Here is a 20,031-nt window from a genome sequence, read left to right on the forward strand (position 1 = left end):
CTCCTTCGCTAAGGTTGATCGGGTATGGCGGACGTGGAGCCTGTGGCGAAGCGTCGGCCGACATTGCCTCCGACGATCAGGCAGGCCTTGGTGGCTGGCAGGGTGCGTCCGTCCAGCGTGATGCTGACAGAGGGAGCGCCGGAGAAGCAGGTACGAATGCCCTCCCGGATTGCGTCCGGGCTGAGCGCGGGAATCTTCTGTGGCTGCGCCTGCCCGACGAAATGTCCGGCGTCATAGGCGAGCTCGGGGCGCAGTTCGAAGGATTTTCCCGTGAGGCCCCGATAGGCCGCCGCCCCCTGCCCGGCCGAAGTGACGATGGCGGCAAGAAGAACGCCTGGTCTTTCGTTCTGCACGGCGGCAATGGTAGCGACACTGTCGACCTGGTGGCCGATGCCCAGTTCCCGCACCACTAGCGACGCATAGAGCCCAGCGGAAAGGGTCCGGATGGCCGCAGCATCGACCGCCGCTGCGCACCATTCCCAAACCTCGGGAAAGCCATTGCCGCGTGCGAGCTGCTTCTGACGCACGATATGCGCACGGCCTTCCGCGCAGGTTTCGCGGGTTTCCTCAAGCGATATGGCATTCATCGACCGGAGGCTGGATAGGGCGTCTTTTCGTGCCTGTGCCTGCTCCGACGGGCTGGCGGCAAGAGAGCCCTGACCGCATGCTGCAACGAGCAGCAGCACGGCGAGCGTGCGAATAGAGCTGTGGTGCCGCATCGCTGTCACCACTGATAGTCATAGGGGGCGCCGCCGGAGACCGCGTCGCGGTTGCGCGACCAGCCCGTCCCGGCTTTTCCCGTCAGCGCCCTCTGGCCCGTCGTCATGTTGACGATGACGAGGATCGCGCCGTTCGGTTTGAGATTGTCGCGCGCCCAGGCCAAGAGCACGTCGATGGATGGGCTCTGTTGAAGGGCCGTGCTCTGCCCTTCCGCTGCTATGCCGTACATGGTCTTTTGCCCTCAAGCTGCCTTGCTCTCGGGTCACGATTCTCCCTCAATGCAACACTTTCCGCAATTTTGTTGCAACTTGTACTTATTAAAGCTTTATCGCGCTCCGGTTTTATTTTGATAAATACACGGGTTTACTTTATGTTACGATTTTTGGAGCGGCGTGCTGCATCAGTATTGCGGATTCTGATGCGGAGTCCGGCAATGCAAAAAGGCTCATGGCATGTCTATGATGAGAAGGGACGGCGCAAATACATTACACCCGCCGAGCGGGTGCGGTTTCTGGCATCGATGCCGGCGGAACCACCCGAGCGCTATGCGTTCTGCATGTTGATGGTCTTCGCAGGATGCCGCATCAGCGAGGCGCTGGCGACGGGGCCCGCCCATGTCGAGCCGGGCCGGGTGCGGTTTCGCACCCTTAAGCGGCGGCGGCTGCATTTCCGCACCGTTCCCGTGCCGCTGTTTGTCACCGACCTCCTGCTTGCCCTGCCCGTCCCGGAATGCGCTGAGCGCTTCTGGACCGTGCATCGCACGACCGCCTATCGCTGGGTGAAGCACGCCATGCGCTATGCCGAGATCGACGGCATACAGGCCTGCCCCAAGGGGCTACGCCATGGCTTCGGGATACGCGCTGCGGTGAAAGGGGTTCCCCCCAATATGACGCAGAAATGGCTCGGCCATGCCCGGCCGGACACGACCGCCATCTATATGGAAGCCTCCGGCGCTGAAGAACGTCAGATAGCCGAGCGGATGTTTTGAAGCCCCGCGCCCTTGCAGTCGCAGAGTTGTTACCCTTCCGGTGGGGCTGCTCTGTGTGCTCATGGCCTCGGCCGTGCTGCTGGTCCATGCGCTGCTCGTACTCGGAAGTGAGCGCCATACCCACCGCTTCCCTCGCCGAAAGAAAGCCCCGTCCCGGACAGATACCCTGCCCCAAAGGGCAAACCCCACAGAAAGCGATAGGTAGTTCATGGATGCAGCGCCGGACAGAAGACAGGCCGAACGAGCCGTAGCCCTCGGGATGCTTGCCGCATTGGGCAAAGCAGGTGACCCGTCAGATAGGCTAGTCGCGCGGCTATTCCTTAAAGCGGCCGTGGAGTTCATCGGCAAAGAGGCGGCGCTGGCAGAGATAGAATTATTGGGCGACATATAGGGCTTCTCGTGCAGCGTGGGTGCTCTGTGTCGATGTTCGTTGACGTTGCCCCCTATTTGCCCTCGTTCATAACTGGACTCTGTTCTCGATGTGGTCCGTTCTGGACCGGGTTGCAAACTCGTTGGGGGTGAGGCCGCCAAGGCTCGTGTGCGGCCGGTGGGCATTGTAGTCCATCCTCCATTCTTCGATAAGCCTGCGAGCGGTCGGCAGGTTACGGAACATGTGCTCGTTGAGACATTCGTCCCGGAAGCGACCATTCAGGCTCTCGACGAACCCGTTCTGCATCGGCTTGCCTGGCGCAATGTAGTGCCACTCGACCTAGCTATCCTCCTGCCATTGCAGGATTGCCCGCGATGTCAGCTCGGTGCCGTTGTCGCTGACGACCATGAGCGGCCGGCCGCGAAGGGCGATGAGAGCATAGAGTTCGCGGGCGACCCGCTGGCCGGAGAGCGAGGTGTCGACGACGAGCGCCAGGCACTCTCGCGTAAAGTCGTCGACGATGACCAGCACGCGGAAGCGCCGGCCATCGACGAGCTGGTCCGCGACAAAGTCGAGGCTCCAGCGCTGGTTCGGCCCCTGCGGCAGGGCCATCGGCGCCCGCGTTCCGAGCGCGCGCTTGCGCCCGCCACGCCGTCGCACCGTCAGTCGCTCTTCACGATAGAGCCGGAACAGCTTCTTATGGTTCAGCTCGACGCCGTCCCGCCGCAGCAGGATGTGCAGGCGCCTGTAGCCGAACCGCCGCCGTTGACCCGCCAGGGTCTTCAGGCGCGCCCGGATCATCACGTCGTCGGTGCGCCGGGAGGCATAGCGATAAGTCTTCGGATCGAGCCCGATCAGGCCGCACGCCCGGCGCTGCGAGTAGCTCTTCTCTTCGATGGCCCAGGTCACGAATGCTCTCCGCGACCCGGGCTTCAGAAGTTTTTTCCGAGCGCCTCGCGCAGCGTCGCGACGTCGAGCATCGACTCCGCCAGCAGCTTCTTGAGCTTGCGGTTCTCGTCGTCCAACGCCTTCAGCCGACGGGCGTCGGACACCTCCATCCCGCCATAGCGACTGCGCCAATTGTAGAAGGTGGCGTCGCTGATCCCGTGCTTGCGGCAGATATCCGCCACCGCGACCCCCGCCTGATGCTCCTTCAGGACTGCGATGATCTGCTCTTCGCTGAACCGGCTCTTCTTCATCTCCGTCTCCTTCCAACGGAGTCCAATTCAAACCGAGGGCGCTTCAGGGGGCAACGTCAACGTCCATCTGCGTCACCTTCGATGCCCGCTCCGGCGTGCTGCAAGGCACGATGCTGTCCTATCCGCAGCTCGTCGCCGTCGATTATGTCGATGACCATACCATCCTGCTCGATTTCGGGATGCGCCACGTGCGCATCGATGGCGAGCGGCTGGCGGAGCTGATACAGCGACTACATTCCGCCAGCGTCAGCGTCATCCAAGCATGGTCGCCCAAAATTTGGGGCAAGATTGAACCCGAAGACGTGCTCATTGTGCGCCGTATCACGCATCTGTGGCTCAGACAGGGGCATTGACGACGAAGTCAGCTTCCCAGCTTGGAATCGCAAATGGTTCATAAACGGACGGTGCCACTAAGAAGTAGACGGAAGCTGCATAAGGCGCTGGTCTCGGCTACGTTGTATTCTGACGTCCGATCATCAGTCGTTGTGCAGTTTGGCGTGATAGGTGAGCTTTTTTTGTGAGTGTAGATACGACCCGATGCTGGTTTTCCGTCGTCCAGTTTATTGTCAATTCCCCATAGCTCGACAGGGTTGATAGCTCCATACACGGGATAGAAAGTCATCGAGGGATCGTCTCGACCGAACGTCAGAACATTCGCGTTTACAACAATATTCGGAAAACTATTGGCGGAATTACTCACCGTTTCATAGCCAACGGCATATCCCGCGTTCGGGATTCGGGAGTACGGTGCATTAACGCCTAGGACGACATCTCCCGGGCCGACAGGGCCTGCCACACCTGAATAGGTGCCCTCAATGAGATTCGCGTTCGCTAAGTGCCGCCAGAACCGATGACGCTCGCTAAACTGAGGGATTGTACTCCCACCTAGCATTCCATCACCATCCCCGTTGCAAGTTGCAGTACCGACTCCGACCACGTCGAAGCAGTCAGAGCCAAGTCCGTCGCCGCCATCCGCCGCTCCCCAGAATTTCGTGGCATGCGTGATGTCTCCCGGGATACCTAGGTAGCGGTCTTGGAATGTCATGACTGCGGTATGATAGCGTGAGATGTCTGTGCTGATTGACCTGACCTCTGCAGCACGAATCAAGGACTGCCCAGCCAGAATACCCCCTGTCAGCAGGCCAAGGATGACGAGAACTATACTCAGCTCAACAAGTGAAAAGCCGTGTTTCATAAAATATAATTTCGCAAAATCAAAACGCTTTAGAAAATTCAATAGCACAGATTTTACTTTTCGTTAATAATAGGTATTCTGCATCAAAATTTGTGTTTGATATAGCTGATGTACATTCTGAATAGCGTATCGCCAATACCCGACCTCGCCCCGGCTTACCATCATCCAGTTTCAAGTCGATATTCCAGACCTCTTCTGGAAAAAACAATCCGTTTACAGGTGAGCCATTGCTTGACAATGCACCTATCTGTAGTGTGTTGCCGTGATCTGTATTAAAGAATAAGCTAGTTTCTGTTGGATCTAGATTATCTCGTAATGCAGAAAACCAGAACCCATTGCCAATTCGAGAGCGGGGAGCATTGTTCTCGTCGGACTTTAACACTCCCGAAGCGCCGGAAATTCCATTATATGCACCTTCTATAAGCCCGGCAGAGGCTAGTTGCCTCCAGAATTGAAAGAACTCATTTGGAGAGCTTGCCGGAGCGGTATGCTGCGCTACGAGGCCATTACCATTGCCATCGCAAACACCCGTTGTGGTATTCACAGCACTTCCGGAATTGCTGATACAATCTGCCGAACTCGTCTGACGCCCCCAGAACCGTGTAGCGTCGCGAAAGTCTCCTGGTACAGCCAAATACTTGTCACGAAACGTTTGAGTCGACGTTACCCATCGTTGATACTCTGTTGTGACGGCACGCAGCTCGGCGGCCCTTATCAGGCTTTGTCCGGCCAATATTCCGCCGGTAAGTAGGCCGAGAATAACCAGAACAATACTTAGTTCTACCAGTGAAAAACCGCGTTTCATGTACAAAAATCATACACAGTTTGAGTTAAAAATCTATCTATTGTTAATGTCGATTGTAATCATATGAACTAATTAAATCTAAGCTCGCCAACATTTACATCGCTGGTCCATAGGTCGGCGTATGATAATTTTTAGTCCGTTGTGTTCACGCGCTTCATTTGCGGCCGGGGGATGTTGACGGTGCTCTAGCGTTGTTCTCCTCCAGCGTCGCATTAGAGGCATCGATTTTAGTGGACGGTGCAATCCCTATTGCCGGCTCGACCACCTGTTCGCCGTCCACCCACCATTCTTTGCTGCCATTAGCCCATTCAACGGCTGGCCCATCCTCCCGGTGAAGCTGGCCGTTGCGGTACCAAGCCTTGGTTCCATCCGTCCCTATTAATGCGGGGGCATCCTCTCGATGAATCACGCCATTGACATACCAGCTCTTGCTTCCGTCCGGGTATTCAATTGCCGGTCCGTCATCCCGATGGAGAACGCCGCGGCGACGCCATTCTTTATGCCCATTGGGTCGTTCGATCGCAGGGCCGTCGTTGCGATGGAGTTGTCCTTCCCTGATCCAGTCCCGGCTTCCGTCTGCCAGTTCAATGGCAGGCCCATCTTCTCGGTGGAGCTGGCCGTCGCGGTACCATTCTGCGCTTCCATCAGGCGCTTGTACCGCAGGGCCGCCATCACGGTGGAGTTGGCCGTTGCGATACCAGTCCTCGGTTCCGTCTGCTCGCAGTACCGCGGGGCCGTCGTTCCGATGGCATACACCGTCTCGAAACCATACTTTGCGACCCGACGCCCTTTCGATCGCCGGCCCGTCCTCGCGGTGCCGCTTTCCGGATCTCCACCATTCCATGGTTCCGTCAGGGTGAGTGACAGCAGGCCCGTCCTCACGATGGAGCACTCCATCTCGCCACCATTCTACCCGTGTATTTGAAGGCTTGCCCTTCATTGGATCGTTGGGCTGTTCGGGAGAAGATGTATTCATAATACGTCCTATGTGTTAGCAACATAGGTGCAGTACAGTAGTGATTAATAATTTGTGTTAAGCTTTGATGAATAGTTTTTGGCTGGTATGATCCTCAGTGGCCGACATTGTAGACTAGTATATTGTGCGTTGTGCGTGGGATATGCAGCGAGAAGGCACTGCTCGGCCCAGATCGTCATCTCACTAGGCTCACCGCGAATCGTTGCGTGGCCATTTACTGACGTTCTTACGCCCTCGCAGCAAAGGCGCATTGCACTAAAATCCGATGTGCTGCGACACGCCGATCGCGTTCGGCGAAGCTGACCGGAGCCGCTACCGGCGACCGCCAACCTCGTCCAAATGCTGCTTCAACTCGTGCGGATCTTCGAAAACCCGATAGGCCCCGGCATCCCGCAGTTCAGCCACGCCGTAGCCACCGGAAAGCACACCGATCCCCAAAGCGCGGCATCGCTGCGCCGCGAGCATGTCCCAGATGCTGTCGCCCACCACGACAGTGTTCTCAATCGGAACATTGAGCCGGGCGGCTGCAGCAAGAAAGAGGTCAGGGTCCGGCTTTGCGTATTTCACCAGGTCCCGCGTGACGACCGGGACGCGCTCCGGATCAACACCAAGCGCCGCGAGATTGCTGGCAGCGGTCTCCATGCGCCCGCTCGTGGCGATAGCCCAGGCGATGCCGCCGTCGGTAAGGGCGGCCAGCAGTTCCCGCGCGCCGGGGAGTGGCGTGACGGTCGCGCTCAGTCGGCTGTAAGCGGCAGCATGGCGTTGCCGCAGGCGTTCGTTACTATCCGCGTCGATGCTGAAGCCCGTCTCGCGCAGCAGCTGGTCGGCGAAGAGCCCCCCGCTCATCCCGATCTTTCGATGAATGCGCCAGACGGAAAGTTCGATCCCTTCTGCGTCAAGCGCTTCCTTCCACGCGGCGACGTGCTGATAGACGCTATCTACCAGCGTTCCATCGAGGTCGAAAAGGAATGCAGTGTCCTGGCGCATTGAGATCCCGGATTAAGCTGGTCGCCGAATGGCGAGCTGCGGTTTAGGAGGGCAGGCAAGAATCATATCCAGAGCAAGACGGCGATCACCACGCCTGCCGCTGCTGCTAGAGCCGAAACGACACCCACAAGCGGAAAGCCAGCCGTTTGATGCAGGACCCCGTCATAACGCCTGGAGCGTTCATCGGGGGCCCCTGGCGCGTCACCTTTTGACCGTTCGATCTGTTGTTCCGCGTAGGCAATCCGCTCGGGCGACGCGGGCGTGCCCGCTGCTTCGTCATCGGTGCCGAGAGGCGCGGCTGCCGGATCGGGAAAAGCAACTTTGTCTCGAGTCTTGCCGCTATCGATATCATGGCGCAGCCGGTCGACGGTCATGGTGTCTCCCTTTAGGTAGCAATAGCTGGCACTCTGATATTGTTCCGAAGGCAGGGCAGTGAGGAGCCGCCACCGGGCCCACGGTGCTTTCCATTTGCTCCGATGCTGGGGAACGCTGGGTTCTCGTCAACCCGATAGCGCGAGGCGCCGTACCCACCGAGGATGAAGCGCCGGCCGTGGTTTGCAATAGGGCGTAATCCCTCGCATGCTGGCTCCATGTGCGGGCGCTTCACACGCTACCTGACTTGGGCGGAGATCCACGCCCTTTACCGCCTCACTCTCGATTGGGAAAAGGGCCGCAACGACGCGCCGCGCTACAACATCGCCCCCACACAGGACGTGCCTTTCGTCACCGCCGGCGAGAATGGCGCGCAGCGCTTGCGTGAAGGCCGCTGGTGGCTGGTGCCGCATTGGGCCAAGGAGCTGCCGAAGGCAGCCATGTTCAATGCCCGCATTGAGACGGTGGATACGTCGCCTGCCTTCCGCGACGCCTTCAAAGCTAAGCGCTGCCTGATCCCCGCCGATGGCTTTTACGAGTGGACGAAGAACCCGGACGACGGCGGCAAGGACCCTTGGCATATCCAGTTGCCCGGTAACGCGCCCTTCTCCTTCGCGGGCCTGTGGGCCCATAATGACCGCCTCGGTGTCACGAGTTGCACCATCATCACCGAGCCCGCTTCCGAGCCGATGACCCGGTTGCACGACCGCCAGCCCGTCATCCTCGATCCGGCCTGGTACGATGCCTGGCTCGACCCCTCCACGCCCACGGGTGAGCTGAAGCCGATCCTCGCCCATGACCTTGACGGCGAGCTGCAATTCCATCGCGTCAGCCGAGAGGTGAACGCCACCCGTGGCGGCAAGGACCATCCCGGCCTGATCGCGCCGCTCAATCCGCTCTAGGCGGATTCCGCGTCGTCCTTCCTCTTCCTGCTCTTTCAGGTCGCCGGGTGCGGTAGGGCCTGCGTTCCTCCTGTTCGATAGGTGCCCCGAAAGCATGGACGGGACCTTATGCCCGCCGGCGGCGCGCCGTGTCCTGCTCCTGCCCGATCCATTCGCGCTTTGCGCTCCCGTGTTGGGGACACGCCGGCCTTTTCCGCCGGGCTTCTTTGGTGCCGTCCTTCGGGACGCAACCCATCAAACCAAAGGAGAGAAACGATGGCTTTTAACCGCAACACCCAAACCGCCAAGCAGTCCGAAACCAAGAAGGACGATGGCGAACCCACCTACTTCAACGCGCTGGTCGCACGTAGCGGCAAGGACGAGAAGGTCTTCTGGACCAAGATCGGAGCGGCCTTCCCAGCCAAAGATGGCGAAGGCTGGAACCTGGTGCTCGACGCTCTTCCCATCGATGGGCGGGTCTTCCTGCGCGCCCCTTCCGATAAATCGGACGCGTAGGAGGCCGGCGATGCAGTCTTGCTACCACAAGCCCTTCATCGCCACGCTGGAAAGTATCGGGCGCCATCGCGCCCGATACGACCGGCTCGGTGATTTCCTGGAACTCGCTTATTGCGCCGTTGCCAAACAAACAGCGGAAGCTCCTCGAGCCGAGCTGCTCGAAGCACGCTATAAGCGGGTCGCCAGCCACTATCCCGCTGACGACATCCGGGCGCTTCCGCGTCTGCTCGCTTTCATCCAGCTTGCGCTGAACGATGGCGGCCTGGACTTCCTCGGCACCATCGCTGCCGAGATGGGCGCTCTCGATGCTAAGGGCGGGCAGTTCTTCACCCCTTACGAAGTCGCCCGCATGATGGCCGAGATGACCATCACCAGTGCATCCGAGCCTATTGCCGCTCGTGGGTTCGTCGCCGTGGACGAGCCGGCATGCGGGGCAGGCTGTATGTCGATCGCTGCGGCCGACGCATTGGAAGCCGCAGGTCACGATATCGGCCGGGTGCTCTATCTCGAGGCAACGGATCTCTCGCCGCTCGCCTTCAAGATGGCGTACCTCCAGCTCTCGGCACGGGGAATCCCCGCACTGGTGAGGCACGGCAACAGCCTGTCGCTCGAGTGCTTCGAGCAAGCCTACACTCCGGCCATGGTACGGTTCCTGGCTCACCACGGTGATGCATTCGCATCATGGCGACGCGACTCCGCGGAACAGGCCGCCGCGGCAGCGTCGGGCTCATTACTCCTGATCGGGTGAGGGATCGTCCTCCACCCGGGCTTCCCTTGGATTGACGTGTGGCACTGCCCGCGGCTTGTGCGGTCAAGCGTGGAACGCTTCGGACACTGCAGGCAGGCCGGGTCTGACGACCGACCGCGCCGCTGCGCAAGCGCCCTTTCGACGTCAAGGAAGTCCCGATGGGCGGGGCCTCCGGACACACCGAAAGGAGATTGCCATGAGCAACACCCCTACCTTCTCTACTGCCGCGCTGCGGCAATTCACTGGTACCGAGCAATGGTACCGCCACCCGCTCGTGCGGCGCGTTCTGTTCACCGACGGCGCGAAGTTCGTCGCGGACAGCGCCGGCGCCTACTGGCTGCTCGATGAGATCGCCTTCGCCCAGCACAGTGAGCCGGCGGTCGCGCGTACAGGTTTCCAGCTCTGGAAGCTGATCGTCGCGGCCGATGCTTCAGCCGACCTTCGTTGCGAGGACGGCAATGGCGAGGCGGTCTACACCAAGCATCTCGACTGGACCGACTTCACGGCCGAGGGCGTCCAGCTCTATTTCGCCGACAACGTTATCCTGTTGCCGAGTGAGTACTGAGCGTGGCAGCGGGCCGCTGCGGCGGCCCGCTTTGCTCACCGAAATGATCAATACGATGATCGTCCCGTATTGTAGCGGGTTTGCCGGCCGCCTCCCCGATCGGTGAAGTCGCCGCCCTCAGGAAGCCGAAGATGCACCGAGAATTTGATACGGCTTTCATGGGAGGCGCGAGCTAACTGCTCTCCCGTGCTTTCCATGCCTGCCACCCGCACGGTGCCGCCGCCTTCGGACGTTTCGGCAGATACAGCGACGTCAAAGGCAACGACGGTAAAATCGCCGCTTGTCCCACCCGAATAAATGCCCGCGTCTCGCCCATCGAAATGGCCCCTGGCGCCGATATGGTCACCGTCAGGCCCGCTTTGCGCGGCTCGGATGCCTTCCACGATCTGGGTCAGCGACGTGCTGATGAATTCCTTCAGCTCCATGCGCTTAACTCGACAGCCAAGCGGTAAGCGCGGGCAACAATGGGGCAACGATGGTCATGTGGCTCGCAGCGCTGGATATGAACTCTTGGTACTTCGCGACAAAGTTGGCCGAACCGGCGGCATCATCCATCGCATCCACAGCTGCCGTGATGCGCGTGCGCTCCTCTTCGGAAGCAATGCCGGTCGCGATCGCGTCACGCAAGGCGCCAAACACCGCCCGATCGGCAACGATGTTTGTGGACTGATCGGTCGAGTGAAAATTCACCCGAGCGTTCGGACCCGACACATTGAACGTGTAGTTCCCGCCTTGGCGATGCGCGAAGGTGCCCTTACGCCGGATAGCTACCTGGTAATGGTCAGGTATCGAATGGAGCCCACGACGATAGACAGGGTCCGTGACGTCGAACGCCTCGTCCATGCCATTGGGGAGAATACGCCGGATCTCATCACCGACTTCGATGGCTACCGAAGTGTCGGGAACAATCACCTTCGCGGAGCCTTGGAATAGCCCCAGCGTCGAATGCTTTGTGGTGCCATCCTGCCCAACGATATCGATCTTGTCTTGGGGGAAGTTGCTGAACATGAGGGTACGCCCTTCAGTGCACTCATCGCGAGCATACTATGCCACTACCAACCTGCCATCCGGCGGGGCGGGCTTTCCTCAATTTTCTTAGCTTCCGTGTGAGCGCATTCCATTAGAGACCAGGCGCCGACAGTACCGTAGCCAACAGACGCGAGTGGGAGGGCTTACGTTTCCGGGAAGAGGCGCGGGAAAAGCGTGTCGAGCGTGCTCGCCGGGAACCGCAACGACACGGACCCTTTGGGCGTGTCGGATGCGAGCAGTCCTAGTGCCAGGACATCATTCAGGACGCGCCGGGCAGTCCGTTCCGGCAGACCGGTAATGCGCGAGGCCTCGCCGCGGTCGAATTCGCCACGGATCAGCGCCTCTTCCAGCAGACGCAACGCCTCGGGCTTTAACTCGCTTCGCTCGACCAGAATGCGAAGCCGCTTCGCCAGCGTCTCGAGATCGAACAGGCTTGCCATGAAGGTGACCTGGTCGAGGCAGACACGCAGGAACCACAGCGTGAAGTCCGTCAGGGCGCGCTGTGAGAGGTTGCCGCGTCCATCGAGATCGCCCTGTCGCGGACTATCGGCATGGTCCATCATCGTCTTGTAGTCGCGGCGGCTTTCAATGCCGCGGGCCAGGCCGCGGGATATCGACCACAGGCCGTGCGCACCGAGCCCCGCTTCATGCGCCATGGCATGGCTCATCAGCCGGCTTACCCGCCCATTACCATCAGGGAACGGGTGGATGAAGTTGAAGCGGTGATGGGCGGCGGGGATAGCACTGATCCTGCCGGCGCGGCCCAGATTCCGGAACCGGTAGCGGGTCTCGAAATACTCCATGAACGCCGTCACACTCTCGCTGGATGGCGGTTGGTGACGACCTACGGCCACGTCGTGCTCAGGCTCCGAGCGCCAGGTTCCGGGCACCATAACGAAGGATCGGCCGGCACCCCGTATCTCGAGCATCGTGGCATCGGCCCCGTCATAGAACTGGCGATGGAGCCAGAGCAGGAAATCGCGGCTTGCGGGCTCGGGTAACTCGCCGGCAGCAGCCAGACGATCGATCTCAGCTTGCACGCGGACATGAGCCGCGGCCTCGATCTGGAGGTTGCGGCGGTCCTCCTCCATGTCAAAATTGCCCGCCAGAGCGCGCTCGATATCGCGCGGCCTCGTGTCGTGCCCCTCGATGAGATTGCTGTAATAGGTGTTCATCAGACGCACGAGGTCGGCAAGGTTGGCGGCCGTGCGCGGATGCAGTCGGCCACCTAGGCCCGATGCGGCGGCCGTGAGGTCGGCCAGCACGTCGGAGACGGCAGCAGGCAGATCTTCAAGGCGGGCGGGTTCGATACGCGAGACGCTTTCGCTCATATAGTTTGGCCGATGACTGAATTACCTAAATACATATTTATAAATATGTTTTTTGAATAATCCAGAAAATATGGCCGATGCGTTGGCCGATGTTCTGGCCGTTCTCTCTGCCATTCGTTCTCCCTCACGCTACCTTACGACGAGCATCCGCGGCTTCCCGGTGGGTGATCTCGGGTGCTGACAAATGTTGCCATTTTGTTCCGATTATGAGCAGTATGGAGTTTCTGTAACGGAAACTCAACGCGAGACAGGCATGCTGCATGGACGCAAAGGCATAGGCGGTCGGCCGCGTAGCGAGCCGACCAAAGTCGTGCGCCTGCCATTGCCCATCGCCCAACTGGGCGCCCGCCTCGCTCGTCTGCGCAACATGGGAGATGTTGCTGCCCTCCTGGCCGTCGCCCCCTGGAAACAGGCCGCCGTACCCTTGGTCGGCAGCAATGCCGCCTGCGGCTTCCCCTCCCCTGCCGACGACCATCTCGACCGCCCGCTCGATTTCAACGAGCTGCTGATCGAGAACCCCGCCTCCACCTTCGCCGTGCGCATCGCGGGCGAAAGCATGATCAGTGCCGGACTGTTCCCCGGGGACATCGCCATCGTCGATCGCTCGCGGCGCCCCACGAATGGCAGCATCGTCCTCGCGCTGCTGGACGGGGAGTTCACCATCAAGCGGTACCGGATGCGCAGCGGCGGTGTGCTGTTGCAGGCGGAGAACCCCGCTTTCGCGGACATTCTCGTGTCTGAGGAGGCGAACTTCGAAGTATGGGGCGTCGTCACCCGCTCGATCCGCATGTTGTGACCATGGCCGTCCGGGTCGCGCTCGTCGATTGCAATAATTTCTACGCCTCCTGCGAGCGTGTCTTCCAGCCGCATCTGCGCGGAAAGCCGATCATCGTGCTGTCGAACAATGATGGCTGCGTGATTGCCCGCTCGAATGAAGCCAAGGCACTCGGGATCGCCATGGGCGAGCCCTGGCATCTAGTCCGCGAACGCCTGCCGACCAAAGGCATCATCGTCCGGTCCAGCAATTATGCGCTTTACGGCGATATGAGCGCTCGGGTGATGCAGGTGCTCGCACGCTTCACGCCCCTATTCGAGGCCTACTCGATCGACGAGGCGTTCCTTGGCCTCGCCGGTCTCGGCGGCCGCGAGGAGCCGCATCTTCGGGAGTTGCGGGCGACGGTCGCCCGCGAGACGGGCATTCCGGTCTCGGTCGGGTTCGCGCCCACCAAGACGCTTGCCAAGCTGGCCAACCGCTTCGCCAAGAAAGAGGCAGCGTGTGATGGCGTGCTTGTGCTCGACGGTGCGTACTCCGCCCTCCCCTATCTCGATCGATGCGAGTTGACCGACCTGTGGGGGATCTCACACCGCCTCGCCGCGCGGCTCTCTGCCATGGGCATCGTCTCACCGCGCGCACTCGCAGGTACGGATGCCCGCCATATGCGCGAGCGCTTCGGCGTCGTGATGGAGCGCTTGGTGCTCGAGCTGCAGGGTGTTCCCTGCATCGGGCTCGAGGATGCTCCCGCCGACCGTAAAAGCATCCTGTGCTCTCGATCTTTCGGCCGCATGGTCACCGATCGGCGCGAAATGGAGGAGGCCGTTGCCACCTATGTCGCGCGCGCGGCCGAGAAGATGCGGCGCCAAAATCTTGCGACCGCGCAACTCCACCTGTTCCTCCACACCAACCGCTTCCGGCCGGCCGACCCCCAATATGCGGCAAGCCGCACCATTGCCCTGAATGTGGCTACCGCAGACACGATGCGCCTGACGACGGCCGCCCTCGATCTACTCGGCGGCCTTTGGCGCGACGGCTATGCCTATAAAAAAGCTGGCGTCATGCTGCTGGAACTCGTACCGGCCCGGCAGGTACAGCAAGGCTTGTTCGACAAGGCTGATTCCAACCGTCGCAAAGCTCTCATGACGGCCATCGATGCCATCAACCGCGACCATGGACGCGGTACGGTCACGCTCGCCGCGGCGGGGCGCACGCAGGCATGGGCGCTTAAGAGCGCTATGCGCAGTCCACGCTTCACGACCCGTTGGGATGAGCTGCTGGCGGTCTAGAGCTGTGAAAGATGGGCTCGCCATCGTCCGGCGTCAGCCGATCAGGTCGTCGAAATCCATCGGCACGCCTGGGGATCGAAGCGCAGGCGGTATTTCCCTTGCGCGCCCTCGCGTCGCAGCGTGATTATACGCCTCCAATCCCTTGATCCGGTACGCATTGGCATAGCCGTTCTCGTGAGCCGTGCTGGGCACACGATCGACATACACCAGCCCGTGCGCTGCCAGCAGGCTTACAGCGGTCGTGATGCGATGGCGCTCCATCGCTGTGTAATCCACGATCTTGTCGTAGCTGATCTTGGCCAGATTTTCTTCACGGTCTCGGAAGGCAGCGAACAGGAAATAGAGTTTCAACGCGTTCAATTCGGCAATCGTGCGCAGATGGAAATCACTGAACGCAAGGATGCGCCCTTCCTTGTTGCACAGGCTCTTCGCCGGAAGCATCGTCCAACCCCGCTCAGGATCATAGTCCGTGAGCCGGTACGTGCTTCGACCATTCGGCGTTCGTTCGATCAGTTGCTGCTCGGCAAGGATGTCGAGCCCATCGGATAGCTTCGCGCGACTTAGCGATGTCGCCATACAAAGCGTGTCGTAGGTCGCCGAGGCGACGCCCGTTTCGCGGTCAATGCGGTGTGCGATCGCGGCCAAGGCCATCAACGCGGCCGTATGGTCTGCGCCCGTTCCTCCGCTCCAGCGGAAGGAACGCAGCCCGCCGCCGGTGATCCAACCCGAAGGCAGTTTTATCCAGGCGGGTAATGCCATCACAATTTGTCCTTTGGGCCTACCAGGCTGCGCATGGCGTAAATCGCGTACGCGGCCAATGCGAAACTGGCGAGAATGATGACGGTGGTCAGTGACGCCGGCGGCATAGAAGCGAGGGCGTTGGCGATGTCGTTAAGTGTCTGCATAGGGCTCTCCAAAATGATGCGTGCTGTCTTCAGCTCAGCAAATTTTGGTCGAGGGTCCCTTCATATTCTAGAAACAGTTAATTAGGAAAAATAGATCGTAGGCCAAAAAATCTAGATTTATCAGACTAGTACAAGGAAATCGAAAATCCATATAACATCCTGGTTCAGTTCATGGACCTTAGCCTGTGAACTAGAGGCGCCTCCGTGAGGCGCTATTTCGCGCCGGTGCGGGGAGCGAAAATGGAAAAGGCGTGAAGATGGCGGACGCGCCGAGCGTCACGGACCGTCGCCAAATTCCCTCCAGAAGGCTCGCTCCTGCTCGTCTTCGAGTTGCTGTCGGGAAAGGACGATCGGCGAGAGGTCGAGATTGTACATCGGGATCTGCCAATCGTGATGAAGCGTCGACACATGCTTCTGCGAGGCCGTGTCGAGGGGGAGCTTTTCCAAAATGAGTCGCTTCACCAGGGCTTCCATGAGTGCGTTGCCATCCTGGTGGCTCTCGGTGTCCTTGAATTCGACCGTGCCCCAGATCTGGGAGGTTGCCCTCAAACCCGGGACCGAGAACATGCCGAGTTGATGCATGGCCTCCGTTACCCGCAAGACATAAGGTTCAGAGCGCAGGAACCAGCGGAATGACGATCCTGCCGACGAAGGCGCGCTCCATGCCAGCGAGCTGTCATCGTAGGCTTCGATATCGGCATAGAGTTTGCGCTCACGGTCATACACTGGCCCATTCGGCATGATGTATTCTCCCGCATGCCCCTCGAGGCTGTGGCTACGCCTATGCTGGTAAACGTAGCGGCGCAGCTCCGCGAGATCCGTAGGTTTCATGTCGGCGGCTTCGGCATAGATCAACCGCGCTAGATGGTCGTAGAACCAGCCGATCAACACATTGAGCTTTCCGGCGACCAGCTTGGCGGGGCATCGCACAGCATCCATGAGGATGAGGATCTTGGCGGCCTCCTCCTCAGCAAATCCCTCCAGCACGGCCGATTCTCGCGGGGAGCTGTCCTTGATTTGCTGCGCGGCATTCCAGAAGCCTTGAGCGCTCTCAAGGATGATAGGAAGCCCTTCAGCAAAGAACGCCAACCTTTTGGGCTCCGGCATCTGGCAGAGCTGACGGGCCTGCCGAAGCCCAATCTCAGGACCCTTCGTTTTTTTCGTTTTGGGCTGCGTGTGTGTGGACATGGCTCTACCCTTTAGTCGTCGTCCCGCCGGTAGAATTTCCGCTTCGGCAGACGGTCCAGATCGACAGCGGGACGCGCGATGCCGCCTGCTTTCGCCCACATACGCTGACGCTTTTTCGCCGACGGCAGCGAGATCTCCATCAGGTGCGCAACGACCATCGGCGACTGCCCCCGGTCGAATAGCCGGTAGCAGACCTCCTCGCCACGCTTGGTTAGCCGCTTGTCGTCATACTGGTTCAGGGGATGATGAGGATGCTCCGCATCACTCAGACCGCCGATCGCACGTATCTCCTCATTTAGCGCGGTCACCTGCTGTTTGCGGATCCCAGCCTGACGCTTCACTTTCGCTTTGAGCCGGCCGATATCCTCCAGTAAAGTCCGCTCGGCGGCATCGAATAGGAGGCCCTCCATGCGCATCGTGCCAACATAATGGTGCGTAATATAGCGTTCCGACAGAAGGTCGAGATAGTGGCGCATCCGTTCGACCGCTTCGTAATTATAGACGGATGAACTCATCGAGAAATATTCACGAACATATTTCTCGCCGCCGACATCGCCAACGAGATTATGTATCTCGTGGCCGACCATGTTGCGGTAGTCGATCAATTCACGGATCTCATCTTTATCTTCTGCCGTGATGGCGCCATCGGCCAGAAGCGCATCCAGGCATTTTTTCACCTGGTCCTTTGCCGTTTTTGGGACACGTACCTGTGTCGCATTGTGGTCTGACATCATGGCCCGGAACTTGTCCGTGCCCTGTATGAGATCCAGCACCGTCTGCTTCAGCTGTTCCGCATAGAACATCACCAGCACCATCTGCAGGGAGCGCAGTCGCAAAATGTTGCGCTCTAGCGCCGGCAAGCGCGAGCCAAGCGGATCGAAATAGTGGCGTTTCGGCCCGCTATAGGCGGGTACGGCCTCGTTTGTGCGCTCCGGTTTTGTCATCGCCGCATGGTGGTTGATGGGCGACCATTCTGTTCTATCGCCACTAATTTACCAGCGAATTGAGACATCCCCTCGCGGGCGGGCTGTCGTGAACCGAACCCGCTTCCCGGTTTCGGCCCTGCGGCTTCCATCCCTGATGCAGATCCTTGCAGCTGCAGACGCAGCTAGAGGGGAGAGGCCGGGGGGCTGGCTGCCCCTTCTCTCTCCCCAAGCGAAATAGCCACGGCCGAGGCTCGTGCGGCTTCGCCTTCCTGCGCCCGCACCACCCGCATCGATTTCGCTTTCCCTCTCCCATCCCTGCCCGCTCACGCGGCCCCGGGAAGCAGCAGCGCAGTGCTGCTTCGCAGAACCACTCAGGAGAGAACCATGAACAGCGAAACCATCACTACCATTCCCCTCAACCTGCTCGTCCAGTCCGAGCGGAACGTGCGCCGCACGGGACGCAAGGACGCTATCGACGAGTTGGTCGCATCCATCCGTACCCACGGGCTGCGCCAAGGCCTCAATGTCCTACCGACTGAGGACGCACGCTATGAGGTCGTCGCTGGCGGCCGCCGCCTGCGCGCGCTCAAGCAGCTGGCGAAGGAAAAGCACCTGACGAGGGACTTCCCCGTTCCCTGCCGCGTGCTCACCGACAACGAGGATGCAGGCGAAATCTCACTGGCCGAGAATGTCGTACGCGTGGCCATGCACCCCGCCGACCAATTCGATGCCTTCCATGCCCTCGTGCAGAAAGGCCATACGACCGATGAAGTCGCGCAACGCTTCGGTATCGATACCGGACTCGTCGAGCGCCGCCTGAAACTTGCCAGCGTGGCACCCAAAATCTTCGCCGCTTACCGTAAGGGCGATATCAATCTCGACTGCCTCATGGCCTTCACCGTCAATGACGACCACGAGGCGCAGCTGCGGGTCTGGGCCGACCGCAAGCGCCACCATTTGACACCGCAATCCGTTCGCCGCGCGCTGACAGAAAGCACCATCCCCGCGACCCACAAACTGGCCCGTTTCGTCGGCCTCCAAGCCTATACCGAAGCAGGCGGAGCCGTGATGCGCGACCTGTTCGATGAACGCAACGAAGGCTATCTCACCGACAGCGCGCTTCTGATGCAGCTGGCGAGCAGGAAGCTATCCGCTGGCGAGCAGGAAGTTGCTGCCGAAGGGTGGAAATGGGTGCGCTCCGAGCTGGAAGATGACCACTCCATCCGCTACGGGCGGGTGTATCCTGAAATGCCACAAGGCGAAGGCGAGGATACTGACGCCGAGCAGTATGGCGAAGAGGAAGCCGAAGCCTGTGATGCGGAGTTCGGTGAAGACGAGGAGGACGAGCAAGACGATTCCGAAGCGGTCTATGCCCCCGAGGATAGGGCCAAAGCAGGTGCGCTCCTGCGCATCGATTGGGATGGCGATCTATCCGTAACGCGCGGCCTCGTTCACCCCGATGACATGGAACAGCACGAGCGGCAGGCGAAGCCACACACAGCGAAGCCGGACGCGGCCAAGGGCGAATACGCTGCGACCATCACCGAAGACCTGACCGCCCACAAGACCGCTGCCCTGCGTCACGAGCTGCTCCATAACCCACACGTGGCCCTCGCTGTAGCCGTCCATGCCATGGCCCTTCGGCTGTTCTATTCCGTCACCGCAGGGGATAGCTGCTCCAATCTCCGCATCGAGGAGACCAACCTCAAGCGGCTTGTGAAATCGCAGGAGGATTGCAGCGCCCATGCCGCGCTTGCGGAGCAGAAGGAGCGCTGGGCGGAGTTCTTGCCCGTTTCAGGAGCGGAGCTATTCGATTGGTGCCTCGCGCAGGAGGACTACCGTCTGATGGACCTGCTCGCCTATTGCACCGCCATGTCCGTCAGTGCGGTCAGGGGTAAGCAAGAGGGCAGCTTCGGTCGAGACCGTATCGCTCATTCCGAACAGGTCGCGCGCGCGCTCGAACTCGATATGACCAAACACTGGGAAGGCACCGCCGAAGGCTTCTATGGCCATATCCCGAAAAAGGCACTCATCCATGCCGTGGCCGAAAGCCGTGCGCCCATATCGGTCAGCGTCTCCGACCTCAAAAAGCATGAAGCTGCCCGCTATGTAGCCAAGGCCATGGGCGGAACTGGATGGCTCCCGTTGGCGCTGCGCCCTGCCCTCCCCTGCCCTGTCGAGCCGTTGCTCGATGAGGCAACGGATGCAGACGTCGAGAACGCCGCAGAGCACGCAGCGTAACGGGTGGTCGTGGGGGCTGGCCGGGTCA

General features: G+C 60.2%; 23 protein-coding genes and 1 pseudogene. 9 read left to right on the forward strand and 15 right to left on the reverse strand.

The genetic code is table 11. From position 1 onward, the window contains the following. Nucleotides 1–8 precede the first annotated feature (8 nt). Entirely contained in the window at nucleotides 9–719 is a 711-nt protein-coding gene (locus tag KHC28_RS01325) for a hypothetical protein (protein WP_214006538.1), read from the reverse strand. A gap of 5 nt (nucleotides 720–724) precedes the next feature. Further along, nucleotides 725–949 (reverse strand): hypothetical protein, encoded by a 225-nt coding sequence (locus KHC28_RS01330; protein WP_214006539.1) that lies wholly within the window; start codon nucleotides 947–949, stop codon nucleotides 725–727. A 204-nt stretch (nucleotides 950–1,153) separates the two neighbouring features. Here KHC28_RS01330 and KHC28_RS01335 point away from each other — a divergent pair, with 204 nt between their 5' ends. Continuing rightward, a complete protein-coding gene (locus KHC28_RS01335; RefSeq protein WP_214006540.1) occupies nucleotides 1,154–1,708 on the forward strand; it encodes a tyrosine-type recombinase/integrase in 555 nt (184 codons plus the stop codon). A gap of 457 nt (nucleotides 1,709–2,165) precedes the next feature. Here the strand turns inward: KHC28_RS01335 and KHC28_RS01340 are convergent. Beyond that, nucleotides 2,166–3,277 (reverse strand): annotated as a pseudogene (locus KHC28_RS01340) (IS3 family transposase). A gap of 110 nt (nucleotides 3,278–3,387) precedes the next feature. Here KHC28_RS01340 and KHC28_RS01345 point away from each other — a divergent pair. After that, a complete protein-coding gene (locus KHC28_RS01345) occupies nucleotides 3,388–3,630 on the forward strand; it encodes a hypothetical protein (RefSeq protein ID WP_214006541.1) in 243 nt (80 codons plus the stop codon). A 38-nt stretch (nucleotides 3,631–3,668) separates the two neighbouring features. On the opposite strand, the gene KHC28_RS01350 is transcribed toward KHC28_RS01345, so the two are convergent. From KHC28_RS01350 to KHC28_RS01370, 5 genes are all read right to left on the reverse strand, one after another. Continuing rightward, on the reverse strand, nucleotides 3,669–4,520 hold the full coding sequence (locus KHC28_RS01350) for a type II secretion system protein (protein WP_214006542.1): 852 nt from the start codon (nucleotides 4,518–4,520) through the stop codon (nucleotides 3,669–3,671). Next, nucleotides 4,492–5,277, reverse strand: a complete 786-nt coding sequence (locus KHC28_RS01355; protein ID WP_214006543.1) for a type II secretion system protein — start codon at nucleotides 5,275–5,277, stop codon at nucleotides 4,492–4,494. Before KHC28_RS01355 ends, KHC28_RS01350 begins: the two co-directional genes overlap by 29 nt. A gap of 405 nt (nucleotides 5,278–5,682) precedes the next feature. Further along, nucleotides 5,683–6,159 (reverse strand): hypothetical protein, encoded by a 477-nt coding sequence (locus KHC28_RS01360; RefSeq protein ID WP_214006544.1) that lies wholly within the window; start codon nucleotides 6,157–6,159, stop codon nucleotides 5,683–5,685. A 406-nt stretch (nucleotides 6,160–6,565) separates the two neighbouring features. Further along, a complete protein-coding gene (locus tag KHC28_RS01365) occupies nucleotides 6,566–7,240 on the reverse strand; it encodes an HAD family hydrolase (RefSeq protein WP_214006545.1) in 675 nt (224 codons plus the stop codon). A 62-nt stretch (nucleotides 7,241–7,302) separates the two neighbouring features. Further along, a complete protein-coding gene (locus KHC28_RS01370) occupies nucleotides 7,303–7,614 on the reverse strand; it encodes a hypothetical protein (protein ID WP_214006573.1) in 312 nt (103 codons plus the stop codon). Between the two features lie 216 nt (nucleotides 7,615–7,830). Here KHC28_RS01370 and KHC28_RS01375 point away from each other — a divergent pair, with 216 nt between their 5' ends. From KHC28_RS01375 to KHC28_RS01390, 4 genes are all read left to right on the forward strand, one after another. Beyond that, complete coding sequence (locus tag KHC28_RS01375) at nucleotides 7,831–8,514, forward strand: SOS response-associated peptidase (RefSeq protein ID WP_214006546.1); 684 nt, start codon at nucleotides 7,831–7,833, stop codon at nucleotides 8,512–8,514. Nucleotides 8,515–8,769: 255 nt separating this feature from the next. Continuing rightward, nucleotides 8,770–9,009 (forward strand): hypothetical protein, encoded by a 240-nt coding sequence (locus KHC28_RS01380; protein ID WP_214006574.1) that lies wholly within the window; start codon nucleotides 8,770–8,772, stop codon nucleotides 9,007–9,009. Between the two features lie 10 nt (nucleotides 9,010–9,019). Continuing rightward, complete coding sequence (locus KHC28_RS01385) at nucleotides 9,020–9,757, forward strand: N-6 DNA methylase (protein ID WP_214006547.1); 738 nt, start codon at nucleotides 9,020–9,022, stop codon at nucleotides 9,755–9,757. A gap of 196 nt (nucleotides 9,758–9,953) precedes the next feature. After that, a complete protein-coding gene (locus KHC28_RS01390) occupies nucleotides 9,954–10,322 on the forward strand; it encodes a DUF6876 family protein (RefSeq protein ID WP_214006548.1) in 369 nt (122 codons plus the stop codon). A gap of 47 nt (nucleotides 10,323–10,369) precedes the next feature. On the opposite strand, the gene KHC28_RS01395 is transcribed toward KHC28_RS01390, so the two are convergent. The 3 genes from KHC28_RS01395 to KHC28_RS01405 all read right to left on the reverse strand — a co-directional run bounded on the left by KHC28_RS01395 (nucleotide 10,370) and on the right by KHC28_RS01405 (nucleotide 12,682). After that, on the reverse strand, nucleotides 10,370–10,747 hold the full coding sequence (locus KHC28_RS01395) for a hypothetical protein (RefSeq protein ID WP_214006549.1): 378 nt from the start codon (nucleotides 10,745–10,747) through the stop codon (nucleotides 10,370–10,372). 4 nt (nucleotides 10,748–10,751) lie between these two features. Next, entirely contained in the window at nucleotides 10,752–11,330 is a 579-nt protein-coding gene (locus KHC28_RS01400; protein ID WP_214006550.1) for a hypothetical protein, read from the reverse strand. Between the two features lie 164 nt (nucleotides 11,331–11,494). Beyond that, nucleotides 11,495–12,682: a Fic family protein gene (locus KHC28_RS01405; RefSeq protein ID WP_214006551.1), complete on the reverse strand. Its 1,188-nt coding sequence runs from the start codon at nucleotides 12,680–12,682 to the stop codon at nucleotides 11,495–11,497. Nucleotides 12,683–12,935: 253 nt separating this feature from the next. Between KHC28_RS01405 and KHC28_RS01410 the strand changes: the two genes are divergently transcribed. Together KHC28_RS01410 and KHC28_RS01415 are read left to right on the forward strand one after the other, a co-directional pair. Then, nucleotides 12,936–13,478: a LexA family protein gene (locus KHC28_RS01410; RefSeq protein WP_246564141.1), complete on the forward strand. Its 543-nt coding sequence runs from the start codon at nucleotides 12,936–12,938 to the stop codon at nucleotides 13,476–13,478. Between the two features lie 2 nt (nucleotides 13,479–13,480). After that, nucleotides 13,481–14,743 carry a Y-family DNA polymerase gene (locus tag KHC28_RS01415; RefSeq protein ID WP_214006552.1) on the forward strand — a complete coding sequence of 421 codons (1,263 nt, stop codon included), beginning with the start codon at nucleotides 13,481–13,483 and terminating at the stop codon, nucleotides 14,741–14,743. A 33-nt stretch (nucleotides 14,744–14,776) separates the two neighbouring features. On the opposite strand, the gene KHC28_RS01420 is transcribed toward KHC28_RS01415, so the two are convergent. From KHC28_RS01420 to KHC28_RS01435, 4 genes are all read right to left on the reverse strand, one after another. Further along, entirely contained in the window at nucleotides 14,777–15,502 is a 726-nt protein-coding gene (locus KHC28_RS01420) for a hypothetical protein (RefSeq protein ID WP_214006553.1), read from the reverse strand. Beyond that, on the reverse strand, nucleotides 15,502–15,648 hold the full coding sequence (locus KHC28_RS01425) for a hypothetical protein (protein ID WP_214006554.1): 147 nt from the start codon (nucleotides 15,646–15,648) through the stop codon (nucleotides 15,502–15,504). Before KHC28_RS01425 ends, KHC28_RS01420 begins: the two co-directional genes overlap by 1 nt. A 276-nt stretch (nucleotides 15,649–15,924) precedes the next feature. Then, the gene (locus KHC28_RS01430; RefSeq protein WP_246564143.1) at nucleotides 15,925–16,836 is read right to left on the reverse strand and encodes a hypothetical protein; all 912 of its coding nucleotides are present in this window, start codon (nucleotides 16,834–16,836) and stop codon (nucleotides 15,925–15,927) included. Between the two features lie 11 nt (nucleotides 16,837–16,847). Continuing rightward, nucleotides 16,848–17,780 (reverse strand): hypothetical protein, encoded by a 933-nt coding sequence (locus KHC28_RS01435; RefSeq protein ID WP_214006555.1) that lies wholly within the window; start codon nucleotides 17,778–17,780, stop codon nucleotides 16,848–16,850. Nucleotides 17,781–18,113: 333 nt separating this feature from the next. Between KHC28_RS01435 and KHC28_RS01440 the strand changes: the two genes are divergently transcribed. After that, a complete protein-coding gene (locus KHC28_RS01440; RefSeq protein ID WP_512699542.1) occupies nucleotides 18,114–20,003 on the forward strand; it encodes a ParB/RepB/Spo0J family partition protein in 1,890 nt (629 codons plus the stop codon). The last annotated feature ends 28 nt before the right edge of the window (nucleotides 20,004–20,031 follow it).

The sequence above is a fragment of the Ancylobacter sonchi genome, from assembly GCF_018390695.1.
GTDB lineage: Bacteria > Pseudomonadota > Alphaproteobacteria > Rhizobiales > Xanthobacteraceae > Ancylobacter > Ancylobacter sonchi.